Here is a 15,721-nt window from a genome sequence, read left to right on the forward strand (position 1 = left end):
ACTTTGCCGAGAACCACGCCGTCGATCTTGAGGGCGCGCGCCTCGACATCGCCTTCAACTTGCGCTGTGACCTCAATTGAGACGTCATCAGCTACTACATTTCCTTTGATTTTTGCCTCGATCACGATCTGACCGGTGCATCTCACGTCGCCTGTGATTTCGAGGTTTGCAGCGAGAACCGAAGACTTGGCGGGGTGCGCAGTTGGGGATGTCATAAGAGTTGGCCTTTCTACCCCGGGGGCTATGCGCAGTGGGGCGTTCTGATTGATAACCTATGCAAGATCGATGGGTCGCGCGCGATGCGCAACAACAACCTTTGCAGTATGGGAAATTTCTGCCTTTCCTGCCCGCACAACATGAACCGTTCCGTCAGCTTAGGCTTCGCATAATGAGGGATGCCAAATGGGTACGCGACGATTGACGCTCTGCCGTGGAAGACTCCGGCGCTGGCTCCTCGCAGCTTGTGCCGTAGCGGAATTGCGCCTTTTGCCGCGACCAGCCCGGCACTCGCTGCCTTCCGCAATTGATCGACGACCTGCTTCTTTTGCCCAATTACCATGCCCGTTTGCAATAACCCGGGTCCTATCGGCACGCCGAAGTGCGCTTTCTAGCGCATTATACATCATATGCGCCGCGCGTTTTCGGACGACTGGGCGAAGATTTTGGCTTGAGACGACCAGGTGGTTCTATTGGCCCAGCTGCGGAAAGCAATGCGCCTTTATGCTGACCTCAAATTCCACGACCTAGAGCGGGCAGCATCTCATGGCGCCGACAGGCCCGCATCGGCGAGTTGCTCGGGGTCGGCCAATTTGCGCAAGCTCTCCATCCCGAAAGCAGCAAGGAAAGTCCCAGGGGTGACAAAGGTATAGGGCGCCGCTACGGCGCGCGCGGGGCCTGTGGTGATCTGTCGCGTTCGGCCAGCACCCGAGCAGATCCCTGCTGATCTCACGCCGAAGACCTCTCTCAATCAGTCGCGGCTTATCGGCTGGTGGTAAGCAATGGCGGCCAGCACGGTGAGGTCGAATGCGTTCAAATCCAGCGCCTTCCGGTGCGCAGCAACCAATCCGACCCGACACGCGCCACCTCGTAGGGCCGGTCGGCCAGATCGGCGGCTGCCGAACTGCTTAGCGATTACAATCTGGACACCTTTCGAATTTCGCGCGCTCAAGGTCTGGATGATGCTCAAGGAGCACGGGGTTGAGGAGTTCGGTCGTTTGATCGACCAGAACATCGCGCAATTTGGAGGGGTTGTTTACAGCGGAGACTAATATCGAGTTGATGGCACCGACCGTGGTGAATATCGTCTGCTTCCGCTTCAATCGCGGCGGATGGGCCGAAGATGCGATACGGGCGCTAAACATCGAAACCAAGGTGAAAATGCAGGAAACCGGCATCGCTGCGGTGTCGGATACCACGATACACGGTCGGCACAGCCTGCGTCTTGCCATCTGTAATCATCGGACAACCGTGGCGGATCTGAATTTTGTTGCGGTCCGAGGTATTGCGTATCGGCAACATGCTCACCGGACCCGGCGCGGTGAAAGCTACCGCTCTTGCCGCCTGGCACGAGAACGGCAAGTTGGTCGGTCGCAGATAGCATCAAACACGCTGATCGTCGACTATAGGCTGGGTACGTTTGTCAGGTCGACATTAACGCGTTGTCCGCCGCCGTTTGCCACCCGATCCGAAGGAACCAAGCGGGTCTGTCGGGTTTGTGCCTTAGACTAAGGACAGAAGAAAAATGGATCGCATTAGCATCCCAGCAAACAAAATGCGCATTGGCACCGCCGGGTGGACCATCCCGACAGCAGTGAAGGGCGATTTTCCAGCAGCGGGGACGCATTTGAAGAGGTATTCTGCCGTTTTTAACGCAGTCGAAATCAACTCCTGCTTCCATCGGCCCCACAAACGCTCGACCTATCAACGTTGGGCCGCTTGCGTACCGGATAGCTTTAAGTTTTCCGTGAAGGTGCCGAAGGAGATTACCCACGCCCGCAGGCTAAAAGGAAGCGAACCGTTGCTGGACAGTTTTCTGGCGGAGGTGTCTGGTCTTGAGGACCGACTGGGCTCGCTGCTTTTCCAGTTGCCTCCAAGCTTTGCCTTCGATCCTCCAGCCGCAGAACAGTTCCTAACCAATTTGCGCCACCGCGTGGCAGGACCGGTCTGCTTCGAGCTCCGCCACGCGTCTTGGTTTATCCCCGAGGTCGACACCTTGTTTGCCGGTTTCCGCATCGCCCGCGTGGCAGCTGATCCCGCGCTCGTTCCTCAGGCCCGGCGATCCGGTGGGTGGGTGGGATTGCGCTACTGCCGGTTGCACGGCTCGCCAAAGATTTACCACTCACCCTACAGCGAACAAGCGATCCGGTCGGTCGTCGAACCGCTTCGGTCTGAGATACACGAGGGGGATGAGTGCTGGTGTATCTTCGACAATACCGCTTCCGGCGCAGCAACCGCGAATGCATTGACTGCGAGGTTGATCGTCTAGTTTCGGTGGCGGCTCGACATAGCGACGCTGTGGCTATCAGAAGGTAAAGACCGGCCCAATGCCTAAAGGTCACGCGTCCGCTAAGGGCCGGGTGCGAATGGGCGTGTCGACGCAAGGACGGAGAGCGGCCTGATGGACCGCAGCATGGCGAGCGCAGGAAAGCTGTTGCAGCGGCCGTTCGAGAAAAAGGCCGCGATTACCTTACCCGACAACCAGACGTTGCAAGGAAAGCGGATGGCCGAAGTGGTGCGGCACCCTCAGCGATTAGGGTGTGAGCCATCTGATTGCGGCTTACTGGTCCTTTGATACTCGCAATGGCAGGCTTGGGCTTGCGTAATACTGTCATGCCAAACACGCGCGAGCGGGAATGGGGTCATTAGCTGGCTCGCGCAAGCAGACGCCCAAGCCGACGCACTATTGCCCGCTTATCTTGCCCGCACCGTAGACCGGCGGGCCCAATTCTTCACTGCATCCGACCGAACCGGGCGAAGAGTTGCGCGTGGATACAACCCGCCGAGGGACGGACTTCCATGATGCGACGCTGTCGAAATTTGTTGCAGTGACTTGCCCAAGGTGCGAACCTCAAAAATAATGCAAAGGAATACTGCGTGTGGCAACCAAACTGCTAGACAAGCTTCGCACTTGGAATCGCACCCAGATTATGTGGTTGCGCAACAAGCGTGAGACCGAAAGTAAGCATGCGTTCACGCTCGGTGTTCTAGGTATTATGAAAAATGAAGCACTTAACATCGACGAATGGGTGCAACATTACGTGTCTATGGGTGCGGAAAAGATCTTTTTGATCGACAATGGCTGCACAGATGACACGCTCGTCAAAGCCAAAGTTTGGATCGACAAGGGGATTGTGGAACTGGTGCAATATACCGAGCGGCATTACCAAAAAAAGCATTATTGGGCGGCGTTCAAGGAGTTTAAGATTGCTCAGCGATGCCAATGGTTACTGGTGGCCGATCTTGATGAATTTTGGTTCTGCCCTTCCGGCGAAACTATCGTCAAGCAGCTAACGGACTTTGGCGCCTACGACGTTATTTATGCCAACTGGCGAAACTTCGGCAACGACGGAGTCGACAAACATCCCGCTAGCATCCGCCAAGGCTTCACGCTCAGCGCACCCAGCCTCTATTTCCACACCGAGCGTAAATATATCTGTCGCACATCAGCGGTGAGATCGCGTCAAACCCTTGAAATTCATGCTGTAACGGGTGCGCGCTCCGAGCGAACAGTGTCGGATAACGAGCGTTTCAACCTCAATCATTATGTGGTTCAAAGTTTGCAGTTTTTTCGAGATGTAAAGATGACGCGCGGCAACGCTTCGTCACACAGCGAAACCTCCGTGAGAAATATGGAGTACTTCCAAAAATTTAATGCACCCTGTACGATGCCAAATCACCTTCTGGCTGACCTAGTTACTAGCGGAACGATCAAGTAACTCATTACCACCTCTTGTCATCGTATGATAATTGTTGAGCTTTCTTCGACCGATATAAGCAGTTGGCATATCGCGCGGTGGCGCACAGTTGAAGCTGCAACGGTTGCAATCCCGTCACTCACCCCCGCCGTTCTGGCAATGAAGCTTTACGCCTTTGGCTCGGGCGACGTGGTGCATATAAGCGACCATTAGCACCACTATGTGCCGACGGAGAGGCGCTCGTGGGGATGCCGAAACAATAGCGCCACGCGCCCCAAAGACGGTAAGGCTACGGCAACGCGGTGTGCCGTGCACATTGCAGCTAGGATCGCCCATTTTGCCGTTTTGCTGGCGCCACTGGTTGCGGCCACCGCCACAACACCGGCGTCTGGTCGCGCGACATAGTGCCGTGGTGCTTCTTAAATTTCGGTATGCGCGAAAATGCTGAGCGGGGCGGCACAGGATTCGCTTCGAGCAGCTCTCGGCTTGACCATCTGATGTTGGGCGTCACTTTCGGATTGCTAGATCGGTGGTCCATGGCATCGTGCTAATCCTAGATAGAGCTGAATATGCCAGTTGAACCGCTGGCGTGAACTGACGGTATCTAGTTCACTCGGTCCGGCGTCGCTCACCTGCCGTCGGGGGTTCTCTCTGGAGGTTCGGAGGCCGGTTCTTGCAGCGTCAGATAAGCCGCCCCCAGCATGATCAGCATGCCCACGAAGTCCAGCAGGCGCACGGTTTCGGCGAAGATCAGAACGCCAAGAAGCACCGCCACGATGGGCGAGACGAAGGCGTAGGATCCCGACCGCGAGGCCCCGATATCCCGAAGCAGCCGCATGTAAATTGTATAGCCCAGAAGCGAGCCGAACAGGACGAGAAACAGCCATCCGCTCCAGGCGGCCGCACCCCAGTGTCCCGACAACGCCGTAACCGCCCCATTTTCAGTGGCAAGCGCACAGAGAAACAGGCAGCCTCCTCCGATCAGAGTTGTCAGGCCCGACATGCAAAGGGACGGGTAGTGCCGCAGCAGGGGACGGGCCAGAACAGCCCCGAGGCCATAGGTGAAGGCGGAGGACGCAACGGCCAGAACACCCCAATAATACAGAGCCCCCGTCCCGGCATCGGTGGACGTTTTCTGCAGGGCGTCCGGCCCAAAGAGAACCATCAGGCCCGCGGCGCCCAAGCAGACTGCGAAGAGCCGCTTGCCGCTCCAGGTTTCCTCACCCAGCAGCAGCGCGAAGCATAGGAGTGCTATCGGCGTCAGCGCCAGCTCAAGCACCGCAGCCGTGCCGGAGTTAATGTACTGCATGCCCCAGAACAGCGGGCCGTAGCAAAACGAGATCATAAACAGGCTGACAAGACCGAGGCGGGGAATGTCCTCTCGCTCCATCCGGATCCTCTCCCCACGCCAGCGCGCCAGCATCAGCAGCAGGAAGCCGGCGGTCATGAATCGGGTGCTGGCAAAGACCAGCGGAGGCACAGCATCAACCCCCGCCTTGATTCCGACCCAAGTTGTGCCCCAGATGGCACAGAGCGTGAGGAAGCTAAGCATGTTGCGATCGACCCTTAGCATTGCCACGTCCTTTAGTAACGGTAATAATCAATTTATAGCGTTACAACTGACAGGCGCGGGTGTGGTTCCATAAGGAGGAAAGGAATGGCTTCGAAAAAGACCATCGCCGATATAGCGCTGCTCGGGGGTCATACAGTGCTGGACTTCATCAACACGGTCGATGCCCGGCGCGACACATGGGGACCAGATTTTCTGACCTGCTATTCAGACCTTCTGCTCTGGGCCGAACGCGTCGGATTGTTCGGCCAAGCTGCCGCTGAAAGCGCGGCCCGCCTAGCGCACCTCGACCCGGCCGCAGGCATGACCGCGCTCGACCGTGCCAAGGTGTTGCGCGAGGCGCTCTACGGACTTTGCCAAGCCGAGACTTCGAAGGCTCCGATAACTCCCGAAGACCTGGGCCACCTGAACAGGGCTGTGCGGCAGGCAGAGAAGCGACGACATCTTGGCATTTCCCCGGAAGGGCTGGAATGGCAGTGGCAGGCGACCGTCGATCTGGACCTCGTCACCGACCGCCTAGCGCTCGCAGCCGCAGCACTGCTTGTAGAGGACAAGTCCGGTCGGCGGTCGATCCGCGAATGCCCGGGCCAAAACTGCGGTTGGCTATTCCTCGACACCTCCCGCGGCGGCCGCCGCCACTGGTGCTCAGAGAAAGGTTGCGGGACCCGCACCCGCGTCCGGAAGTTCCGGGCACAATAAGAGTGTTCTCTATCTAAAATGGAGACTTAGGATCAAACGGCAGAACCCCCGCCGATCAGGCAGCCCAAAGGGACCCAGCTTTGGCGCGGCAGATGCGGGCGGCGATCCTGTCGTCAAAATTTGCAGCGATTGGTGCGATCATCCTAGAACATCATGGCGTGTTTACTTGGGGGCAAACGGCGCGCGAAAGCTATGACCGGATGGTGGAAATCTGTGCGCAGGCCGAGGATTGGCCGGCAACACAAGTCGGGGCGTTGCCCCCGGCTTCAGCGCCTGTAACTGATGTGGTTGCCATCGCGAGCCTGCGCGGCGCGGTCAGCCGTCTTGCGGGGCGTGCTATGCTGTCGCTGCCTGCCGGATCGCTGCCGTTGGACGAAATTGCTTCCGTTGCCGACTTTTCGCGCCACGGCACCCTGACGCCGGAGCATGTGATCCATAACAAACCATTCCCCGCCATTTTGGATCGTGATCCAGAGGTAGGCTTGGCTAGATTTGCCGCCGACTACCAAGCCTATGTGGCGCGCAGCACCGTGCCCGGATTGATCCCGCTTGCGCTGCATCCGCATTGGGCGATCTTGGCGGATGGTGCGGTGCGCAGTTACGGTCCGACATTGGCGCGGGCCGAAGTATCGGCGGATGTTGCGGTTGCAACCCTGAGGGCGCTGCGCACAGCCGCGCGGCTGGGTGGCTGGCAGGGCCTGTCCGAAAACGATTTGCGCGATCTGGAATATTGGGAACTGGAGCAAGCCAAGCTGAAATCGCAAGGCATACCGCTGCCGCTTGCAGGCAAAATTGCAGTGGTCAGCGGTGCCGCCGCTGGCATAGGTAAGGCCTGTGCCGAAGCTTTGCGTGACCATGGCGCAGTGGTCGTCGGTCTGGACGTCAACGCCAGCGTGATAGATCATATGAACCGCTCCGGCTACGAAGGCATCGTGGCGGAACTAACCTCCGAGACCGAAATAGCCGCCGCATTGGCTCGGGTTGTGGCCAGCTATGGCGGGCTTGATATTCTGGTGTCCAACGTCGGTATTTTTCGCGCCGGGGCGGTTGTTGAATTGATGTCGGATGAGGTCTGGGATCAGACATTGGCAGTGAACCTCACTTCTCACCGCAAACTTCTGAAACAGGCGATCCCGTTCTTGCGTCACGGCATGGCCCCGAGCGTGGTATTCATTGGCTCGCGCAATGTCGCCGCACCGGGGGCAGGGGCTGCGGCCTACTCGGTTTCGAAAGCTGGATTAACACAATTGATGCGGGTGGCAGCGTTGGAGTTGGCCGCCGAAGGCATCACAGTCAACGCGGTGCATCCCGACGCGGTGTTCGACACTCAGCTTTGGACGGCCGAAGCGCTGGAGACTTCGGCGCGTCGTTATGGGCTAACACAGATCTCGCAACCTCATGCGCGCCGAGGTGACTTCGCAAGATGTCGCTCGGGCGGTGACAGCACTTGTGGACGGAACATTTTTAAGGACTATCGGAGCGCAAATTCCGGTCGACGGTGGTAACGACAGAGTTATCTAATGTTATGAACTGTTCGTTGCGACTCGGGGAGCTTGAGGACGAGGCTTAGCAGCAGTGCCGCAAAGCCCTGCTGCAATTCTTCTTTTCATTGTTAAGCTCTTATTGAGAACGGAATGGAATCTTGCCGAAACCGAGCGCCCGCCCGATGCGGCTAGCCCGAGCAATAGGCCTATGACCTCACCTCGCGCGCGTGCGTTACTGCGCACCAATCAGGCTAACACTCCATCCGCCAGCCTGAGCGTACTTGCGCGGGATTCCCGGTTCTCAGCAATCGTTGTGCAGAAAAGCAGCCGTTTTGCCCTGCTAGAGCCCTGCGCGATGACTCACCGGCGTTTTTTGCTTGGATCCATGTTCCTGGCTAGACTTCCGCCCGCAAGGTGAAAGACTGTGATATCACTCACGACCTATATGGGTTTTTGACTCGCAGGCCGAACGCCGAAGTCGAAGCGGTCATCCCAAGGCGATGCCTGTCATACTCACCTCTCCCGCCGAGTGGCAAGCATGGCTCACGGCACCTTGAGACGGCGCAAAGGCCCCGAACCGCGTTGCTGCGAAGACTGAGACAGGAGAAAGTAAATGACGCCGGAACAATTCAAAATGGCAAAAGCCGCGCTGAGCGTGAACAATTTAGAGATAGCAGAACAGACAGGGCTACACAGAAACACTCTCGGTAGATTGGATAAAGGAGACGGCAAAGCTTCGACAGTGCAACTTGTGCGGCTGACCCTAGAAGCTCAAGGCGTCCAGTTCCTAGACGCAGGGCAAACTGCGGCGGGGCCGGGAGTTGCCTTGAAGGTAGCCAAGTGAGCGGCACACTATTAACCTTAGCGACACTGTCTAACCTCGTGAATCCCGCCCCCTGCGCAAACTAGTGAAGGTGTTATTGCGCGGTGCGGTGCATTTAGTGGCCAATGCTACGTCTTCAAAGTTGCTGGGACAAATACCGAAGGTGGTGGGTGGGTGCAGGATGGAACGTCGGGAGGAAAAATTATCTTGGTACAACGCGAGAACGAATGGGATATTCAGTTCGACGATGCGGTGAGGGCTTAGAGCTATAGACGTTGTTCCGCGATCTTGTGGCGCGGGCGGAGACGATGGGCGCACGGCGCGAGGGTGTTACTTCGCATGAAGTCGGATGTCTTTTGAAAGCCGGGACCTTTCACGCAAATTACGCGGATATTCACACTTTTGATCTGACCATCACGAGGCCGCGTGGACCTCCAATAAGCACGGGCCGATATTGGCCAAGGTCAGTGCTACCTTCGCCATGTGTGAATGAGGCACCTCGTGTACAAGATTCGACAGGACTGGATGCATGAGCCTAGTGGCCGAAAAAAATCAAGGCGGTATGATCTGGTGCCCGATCACTATGCTGTTATTGACTTAAGCAGCAAGACACCTAGCTGCTCAGCCATGCCGCTCCGTTGGCTTACTATTGCCGGAAATAAGCCGACTGCCTTTTCTTGATTGGAGTTGATTGTGCGAAGTAAACGGCTTCATCTTATTATTTTCGGTGCAATTACCTTTGCATTTGCCGGTGCAAGCCTTTGGGTGAAGAGAAAGGTTTCCAAAAGGGCAGGCAAAGCCGCTAGCCGACAAAAGCCCGTGTCGCCAGATAAAGCCCAGACCATGCAACCCAGCACCGAAAACGCGATAAGCAAAGTCATCACCTCGCCCCATACTGAACATAGCAAACTGCAGGCAAGAATTCGTGCACGTAGGGGCTGAACCCTGTTTTTAGCGTGGTCGTCCTGTTACTTAGCCCCGAAAGGCCCAGTCGGCGGTCGGCATGAAACGGTAGAAGCAATCCGCAAGGCCCTAGTGGCTCAACGCGTCCAGTTCTTAGAGGCTGGGCAGGCTGCAACTGAGCTGGGGTGGCGGTGAGAGCGGCGAACTAATTCGGGCAAGTTTCTAGGCACGCCCTGTTACCCGTTCCGCCCGCATAGGGTTAGGAAAGCCCGAATTTCGCGCTGAAGATAAAAACCTGCCGTGAAATGTTTTTTCCCCTAGTCGCCCCTCGTTCAACAACTAGGCCTTGCAGCAGTGCTTGACGTATTGGCTGGGCGCGCCACATTATCAGTTTCAATCCGAGGACATGAGATGGCAGGCACAGTTGATTCGACCGAAATTTTGCTGGCCATCCGAGTTCAAATGCTCGAGGCACGACGCAAAGCCGCAGCAAGCTTTCAATGGATCGGTGCGGTCGAACCTGAGTTTGCATTTTATCAACGGCAGATAGAAATTCTGGATAGGGCAATTGCAGACGAAGAAAGACTCAAGACCTCCATCTAACTCGGTTAAAATTTGGAAAGCGATTTGTCAATTCTTGCCGAACAGCAGGGGCTTAGGCGCAGGGTTCGACATCAGGATATGCGAGAATTTCATGATTTGATCCTTGCATCGAATACTTCAGCAACCACCCGCAAACCCGCCACTTCGACCTCCGTTCCCAACGGAATTATGGCTTCTAGCTGCCATCGCCGCCCCCCAAACATGAGGTGATTCGCGCCCGACTACTCTCCAGTCTTCGAAATTTTGGAAACGTAAGATGCTTGCCGTTCCCGCTACTTTGACAACGCAATCACGCCTGCGCTACATGCTCCATAAGAGAGACGGCCCCGCCCAGAGTCACCGCACGTTGGGCCAAGGCATTGCCTGCCTGTCATTCCGCCCCGGTGTCGTCGCTAAGCTGACCCGCGCCGCCGCTCTCACCGAGTGGCGCGGCCTTCTTGCTGCCTGACTCAAAGCCGGGATAGGGCAAACGGAGACTGGTTCGCATTCGTCTGACAGCACCTGCGTTTACGCCTCGTGGTGAGGATCAATTCCACTTCTGGCTCGGTTTTTCTTTGGTGATACCGGTTTTCGGTTGTTAGTCATACGGCATTGCCGTATGATCGCCTAATGCACTCAATCATCTCGACACCTTTGTTCCTGATGCAAACCAAGCGGGCTGGCGTCACTGAATCTGAAATGGACTCAATTATCTCGCTGATCGCTGCAAACCCCGAGGCCGGAATGTCATGGTCGGCACAGGAGGCGCGCGCAAACTGCGACACGCCAAGGATGGAGCGGGCAAAAGCGGTGGCTATCGGACTATTCACTGTTCGGGGGCGATGACATTCCGGTGTTTTTACTCGCTATCTATGGAAAGTCCGAGAAGCCGAACTTGTCTATGGCGGAACGCAACGAACTGGCGAAGATCCTGCCGAAACTGGCCGATGTCTATCCGCGCAAAAAAACACTGGGAGGCTGATATGAGCTTTGGGAAAGAACCGATCGAAAGCGCCCATGAAGCGTTGCGCATTGCCAGCGGTGAGGCAGAACCTGGAGCGGTATACATTCCCGAAACGATTGATGTTGCGGCCATCAGAAAGAAACAAAAGCTTTCGCAACAGGCCTTTGCGCAGCGTTATGGCCTTTCTGCTGGCACGGTGCGCGACTGGGAGCAGGATCGCCGCCGCCCAGATCGCGCGGCTCTGATCTTGCTGAAAGTTATCGCTGCCGAACCCGAGGCAGTTGCCCGCGCCTTACGGGCCTGAATATTTTCAGCGCGGCGGTAAACCTGAAAGCTTGAAGGTTGCCATCATCAAAAGCCTCGACCGGTGCGGGGCTTTTCTTCTCATGACGCGGTGACATCTTGATCTTAGTCGACGTCCAGAGACAGACCGACGTGCCGCAGCACAAATCTCGATACCAGAACCCTCCGCGACCCAAACGAGCCTGACAAGCAACAAAATCGAGCCCCAAAAATACACACTTCGAACAGCGACTTACGGCTGTGGAGTAAAATACAGCAGTCCATAGCTTCGGAGAGACTTGCCGCAGAGAGAAACTTTTGACGCTTCAACCGCATGAACCACTACTGACAAAAACCTACAAAACCTTTCCTAGTGTTTCGCTAGATCGGGCCGATCCAAACGCGCCAACTATGGCGCGCCAATCATATACGCTGAAGCTATTCTCACCCGACGGTAAACGCGTCAGACGACCTGATCAGTGCGGCTCACCAAGCATCGGTCGATGTTCCATACCTTAGTTCTCACCACTGTGGAACGAGGGATGGGTTAGGCCAATAGGAAACAGCGATACATCGCGTCTGATCGCGCACAAGAACTGATTCGAGACGATCTAAAATGGTGATGCCCCCAGATGAGGACAGCAATTTTTAGTTGGGTTTCTGACTTAGGCGCGCGCCCCAGTTGCATAGTCGTACGTAATTTGCCTTAGTTGCCCGCAGGTGGGCTAGAAGCCGCACAACCGAATTGAGAAAAATTGACAGATCGGTGGCGAGGATCAATATCATTTCAGGGGGTTTTAAGGAGGAATAAAGATGACTGCAAAACAGAATATAAAGCGCCTGATCGCGGCATCGGCGTTTGCCCTATTAGGCGCCGGGTGCATCCAAGCAGCGACGGTGGATTTCGACGGGTCGCCAAACGGCGTGTCGGCACCGCTGGTCACAGATGGCTTCAGCTTTGACGTGGCACGGATTGTGAATGGTAACTGCGCCGCGCTAGAGTGTTTTGCCTTAAATCCACAGCGTGGAAGTAGCGCAGCAGATTTCGTAGTTATGTCGGCTGTTGATGGCGGGGCATTCGATTTGACCTCGCTGTGGTTTAAATTACTGGGGGGAACAGCATCTCTGGTCGTCACTGGCTACGATAGCATGGGCACGGTACTTAACACTGCAACCTACTCCGATCGGCCCTATGATCACAACACAGGCTATACCATAGATTTCGCTGGGCTGTTTGATGACGTCTTTTCGGTAAGCTACACCAATATCGGCACTGGCAATGTGCGCGTCGACGACATCAACGCATCTCCAGTTGCCCCAGTTCCCCTACCTGCCGCTGGTGCTTTGCTTCTTGCTGGAGTGATTGGGCTCAGCTTATTTGGGCGCCGTCGCAGCGTGCGTGCCTGAGCATCGTTAGGGCCGCTGCGAGGTGATGCGACGACGGTATAAACTTGGATGGAGCGTCGTGATGATAGTAGACGCTCCGTTTGGGTCGCCGTCTTCTCTGCCCAGAAGCGCCACGCAGGTGCGGACGCGCGCCAGAATTTCCAAAGAGTATGTTGCGGGTCAATGGCACCGCGCGAGCCAGCCCCGTTTTTTCTCTTAACCCGCTTGGTGTCCGCCCCTTCCCGGAATGATGAGCATCCGTCTGGGCGGAGCCTCCCATCCATGGGCCGCTCTTCAACTCTGACTTCTTGGAGCTCTAAGTGCTTATCGATCAACCTAAGTCCCAGAATAATTCGTCGTAGCGCAAGGCGGGGTGATCAGCGATGCTTCGCCTCGACAGGCTCTTTGGCGCAAAGATGCGGACTCCCCCTGTGATCACGGATTCTAGTGGCGCTGCAGCACTATCGGTGGCTGAGGGTAAATCAGCAGTCAAAAGACAGAACGCGCGATGCGGATCAGCTGAAGTGTTTCATATGCGCTGTCGGCAAGTGTTACCAACTCACCGTTGACGACCGCATAGTTATAGCCAGGTTGCAATTCTGGCAACTTATAGGCCTGGCGCAATTCGTCTTGAGTCAGCGCTGCGGTGGGGGCGACGAACGTGCCGTCCGGCAGGTTCTGCGATCTGGCAAGTCTGTGCAGCGTTTGAAGTGAGCGGTTGTCGTCCTCCGCCAGCAAAACCGGCTGACCGTCAATCAACGCGTATCGCCTCCCTGCTTGCGCAGGACGCAACCCGTAGAGCGCCGCGATCTGGTCTGAGTTTAGCAGCAGATCGTCATCGTCATATTCCCCCACATCATCGAGATAACCCAGCCTTTCGTCGCGATAGATTTCATCAAGCCGAGCATCGTCGTAGGTTACCCACTCATCGTAAGTCACGCCTTTCTTGGCTAGGCCAGGCGGGACACAAGGCGGATCCTTCTTTGCAAGGCCAGGGGGACAGTTGCGATAAGTCACAAAACGGTCGTCAGGCAAGTCGGCGAAAACCACATTCGGTCCCAGCAGGGCAAGAGGTGCAGCACCCAGGCGCACAATCATGTCGCGGCCCTGCGGTGCTTTTAAGCCCAATATCTTAGAGGACTCGCTTGCGCGCTGCTCATGTGTGCGTTTGGCTTTTGCCTTACCACCCTTCGGCTTTTCCTTGGCGGCATGGGCTTTAGGCTTGGCGTGCTTCTTCGGTTTCTTCTTGTCACTCGCCTTGCCATTTTTTGAATCTATCTTAAAAATCTGCGCGCCCGCGTCCGGCGAGAACGAAAGGTTTGATGTCACGTGAGGTAACACGACCTGCGCTTCAAGGATGGGGGCCGTCACGAAAGCAAAGAGCGCCGCGATCGCCAGTGAAGATTTTTTCATTTTGTTTGCCTTAAGGTGAGGAAATCAAGCGGTCTGTGCCGAGGCTAAGCTTGGAGCGCACTTTTGTAATTGCGGATTGCACGGCCGAGGCGAGCCAAAGTCCGGTGACTGAGCCGAAGCACAGGCCCTAGCCGGTGCACCGCAGCGCATCGATGTAGCCGTATGATCGCCTTTACGTGGGGCGGCGCACAAACCCGTATACGGCCAGAACGATGATGGCACCAACGACTGCACCAATAAGACCAGCGCTGTCCATCGGGCCATACCATCCCATCGCTTGGCCAAGAAAGTTGGCGACGAACGCACCGATGATGCCGAGGATAGTAGTCAGAATAAATCCGGAAGGCTCATTGTCACCCGGCATAATAAACTTGGCTATGACGCCGGCAACAAAACCGATTATGATTGTCCAGATTATACCCATTGCAGCTCTCCAAAGCCGACATTTCCCGAAGCGGCATGTCGTGCGAAGCAGAATTTGGTATAATTCGCTTGCCAGTCAAGCTTTTTTTGCCCGGGTGGCGATTGCAAAGCTAGGACGCTCGTATGCGGGCAGGTCAAACCGCACACTTGCATCGTTCCGAACCGGTCCGGTTTTCAGCGCGGCCTGCAGCTATCATTCTATCTAAGTATGGATCGCAACCGCGCATGACGGAGGCGTTAGCAATCTGCGCATCTCAGTGGGGTTACACAGACTAATCGAATGCCCCCTAAACCGCACCGGGTTTGCCGCAGACTGACTGACCTTAATTAAGCGGGGATGACTTGAAATTTAGAGTGGCTTAGAAGTCTGCTTCTTCGGCGAGCGGGATCTTCCAACTTCGAGCAGGCGGCGGTGTTGAACCAGTCGACCCATTCGAGGGTTGAGTTTTCGGTGGCTTCGAAGCTGTACCACGGCCCCGGACCCGTGCATTCTTGAGTTGATGCCCTTGCTTGTGGCCATATCAGGGTTTCCTGATGTCACTACAGCATCGTCGGGCCAACGCGCACTTGACGCGCTGGCAAACAGTGACGACTCCTTCGATTGCCTTTTGCTGGACATCAATATGCCAGGCATGGATGGCGTAGAGCTGTGCGAACGTGTGCGACGGCTTGAGGCCTATCGCACGACACCCATTATCATGCTGACAGCAATGTCCGAAGGGGAATACATAGACAGCGCCTTCAAAGCAGGTACTACAGATTATGCCACCAAACCCTTTGACATTGATGAGCTCGGCGCCCGGCTGCGGGTTGCACACAAGCTGATCATAGCGAGGCGGGAAGCCAAATTGGCGAAGGCGTTGCGGGCGCCATCCGGCAGCGCGACTGATCAAATGCATGGTTTTGGTCTGTCCGAGACAATCCGTATCGACGGCCTGCAGGCTTTGGTCGATTTCGGCTCGCTTAAAAACTAACTCAAGCAGATTTCCCGTGCGGGCCTTGCCGCGTCGCAGGTGATTGCAGTGAAGGTAGACAAAATCCAGCAAGTCTACGTCCGCGCCACTACGGAGGAATTTATCTATGCGTTGCGCGAGGTTGCCGACGCAGTTCACGAAGTGCTGCGAACAAAATGCGGCCTGATCTCATATGCTGGCAACGGCGTATTCGTTGTGGTTTCCAACAGCGCTGCCCCGCTTTGCTCGAATGAGATCGAAGCTGAAGTTCAGCACCTGCTTGACGAGAAAAACTCTGAATATGATTGCGGCGCGCCGCTTGATC

18 protein-coding genes and 1 pseudogene are annotated in these 15,721 nt (G+C 56.1%); 15 read left to right on the forward strand and 4 right to left on the reverse strand.

The window, feature by feature from the left end; translation table 11 throughout:
- Positions 1-215, reverse strand: a 215-nt coding sequence (locus JWS10_RS00650) for a polymer-forming cytoskeletal protein (RefSeq protein WP_299503797.1), incomplete at its 3' end; no start/stop codon positions are given.
- Positions 216-1,741: 1,526 nt separating this feature from the next.
- Between JWS10_RS00650 and JWS10_RS00655 the strand changes: the two genes are divergently transcribed.
- The 3 genes from JWS10_RS00655 to JWS10_RS00665 all read left to right on the forward strand — a co-directional run bounded on the left by JWS10_RS00655 (position 1,742) and on the right by JWS10_RS00665 (position 3,935).
- Positions 1,742-2,485 (forward strand): DUF72 domain-containing protein, encoded by a 744-nt coding sequence (locus JWS10_RS00655; RefSeq protein ID WP_299503800.1) that lies wholly within the window; start codon positions 1,742-1,744, stop codon positions 2,483-2,485.
- 132 nt (positions 2,486-2,617) lie between these two features.
- Complete coding sequence (locus JWS10_RS00660) at positions 2,618-2,791, forward strand: hypothetical protein (protein ID WP_299503802.1); 174 nt, start codon at positions 2,618-2,620, stop codon at positions 2,789-2,791.
- Positions 2,792-3,095: 304 nt separating this feature from the next.
- On the forward strand, positions 3,096-3,935 hold the full coding sequence (locus JWS10_RS00665) for a glycosyltransferase family 2 protein (RefSeq protein WP_299503804.1): 840 nt from the start codon (positions 3,096-3,098) through the stop codon (positions 3,933-3,935).
- 607 nt (positions 3,936-4,542) lie between these two features.
- Here JWS10_RS00665 and JWS10_RS00670 read toward each other — a convergent pair.
- A complete protein-coding gene (locus tag JWS10_RS00670; RefSeq protein ID WP_299503806.1) occupies positions 4,543-5,487 on the reverse strand; it encodes an EamA family transporter in 945 nt (314 codons plus the stop codon).
- A gap of 84 nt (positions 5,488-5,571) precedes the next feature.
- On the opposite strand from JWS10_RS00670, the gene JWS10_RS00675 reads away from it, so the two are divergent.
- From JWS10_RS00675 to JWS10_RS00720, 10 genes and pseudogenes are all read left to right on the forward strand, one after another.
- Positions 5,572-6,183 carry an ABATE domain-containing protein gene (locus JWS10_RS00675; protein ID WP_299503809.1) on the forward strand — a complete coding sequence of 204 codons (612 nt, stop codon included), beginning with the start codon at positions 5,572-5,574 and terminating at the stop codon, positions 6,181-6,183.
- Positions 6,184-6,242: 59 nt separating this feature from the next.
- Positions 6,243-6,383 (forward strand): annotated as a pseudogene (locus JWS10_RS00680) (class II aldolase/adducin family protein); the annotation flags it as partial.
- A gap of 138 nt (positions 6,384-6,521) precedes the next feature.
- Positions 6,522-7,688, forward strand: coding sequence for an SDR family NAD(P)-dependent oxidoreductase (locus JWS10_RS00685; RefSeq protein WP_299503836.1), 1,167 nt, complete (start codon positions 6,522-6,524; stop codon positions 7,686-7,688).
- A 592-nt stretch (positions 7,689-8,280) separates the two neighbouring features.
- Entirely contained in the window at positions 8,281-8,511 is a 231-nt protein-coding gene (locus JWS10_RS00690; protein WP_299503812.1) for a hypothetical protein, read from the forward strand.
- A gap of 1,293 nt (positions 8,512-9,804) precedes the next feature.
- Entirely contained in the window at positions 9,805-9,996 is a 192-nt protein-coding gene (locus tag JWS10_RS00695) for a hypothetical protein (RefSeq protein ID WP_299503814.1), read from the forward strand.
- 256 nt (positions 9,997-10,252) lie between these two features.
- Positions 10,253-10,444, forward strand: coding sequence for a hypothetical protein (locus tag JWS10_RS00700; protein WP_299503816.1), 192 nt, complete (start codon positions 10,253-10,255; stop codon positions 10,442-10,444).
- Between the two features lie 161 nt (positions 10,445-10,605).
- Positions 10,606-10,821, forward strand: coding sequence for a hypothetical protein (locus JWS10_RS00705; protein ID WP_299503818.1), 216 nt, complete (start codon positions 10,606-10,608; stop codon positions 10,819-10,821).
- A 7-nt stretch (positions 10,822-10,828) separates the two neighbouring features.
- Entirely contained in the window at positions 10,829-10,957 is a 129-nt protein-coding gene (locus tag JWS10_RS00710; RefSeq protein WP_299503820.1) for a hypothetical protein, read from the forward strand.
- A 1-nt stretch (position 10,958) separates the two neighbouring features.
- Positions 10,959-11,243, forward strand: a complete 285-nt coding sequence (locus tag JWS10_RS00715) for a helix-turn-helix domain-containing protein (RefSeq protein WP_299503822.1) — start codon at positions 10,959-10,961, stop codon at positions 11,241-11,243.
- A 791-nt stretch (positions 11,244-12,034) separates the two neighbouring features.
- On the forward strand, positions 12,035-12,628 hold the full coding sequence (locus JWS10_RS00720; protein ID WP_299503825.1) for a VPLPA-CTERM sorting domain-containing protein: 594 nt from the start codon (positions 12,035-12,037) through the stop codon (positions 12,626-12,628).
- Positions 12,629-13,096: 468 nt separating this feature from the next.
- On the opposite strand, the gene JWS10_RS00725 is transcribed toward JWS10_RS00720, so the two are convergent.
- Both JWS10_RS00725 and JWS10_RS00730 read right to left on the reverse strand, forming a co-directional pair.
- Positions 13,097-14,020 carry a transketolase gene (locus JWS10_RS00725; RefSeq protein WP_299503827.1) on the reverse strand — a complete coding sequence of 308 codons (924 nt, stop codon included), beginning with the start codon at positions 14,018-14,020 and terminating at the stop codon, positions 13,097-13,099.
- A gap of 172 nt (positions 14,021-14,192) precedes the next feature.
- Positions 14,193-14,444 carry a GlsB/YeaQ/YmgE family stress response membrane protein gene (locus tag JWS10_RS00730; protein ID WP_299503830.1) on the reverse strand — a complete coding sequence of 84 codons (252 nt, stop codon included), beginning with the start codon at positions 14,442-14,444 and terminating at the stop codon, positions 14,193-14,195.
- Between the two features lie 439 nt (positions 14,445-14,883).
- Between JWS10_RS00730 and JWS10_RS00735 the strand changes: the two genes are divergently transcribed.
- Entirely contained in the window at positions 14,884-15,417 is a 534-nt protein-coding gene (locus JWS10_RS00735) for a two-component system response regulator (RefSeq protein ID WP_299503833.1), read from the forward strand.
- Between the two features lie 48 nt (positions 15,418-15,465).
- Positions 15,466-15,721: hypothetical protein (locus tag JWS10_RS00740; RefSeq protein WP_299503834.1), on the forward strand; the 256-nt coding region annotated here is incomplete at its 3' end.

It is taken from the genome of Cypionkella sp., assembly GCF_028290025.1.
GTDB lineage: Bacteria > Pseudomonadota > Alphaproteobacteria > Rhodobacterales > Rhodobacteraceae > Cypionkella.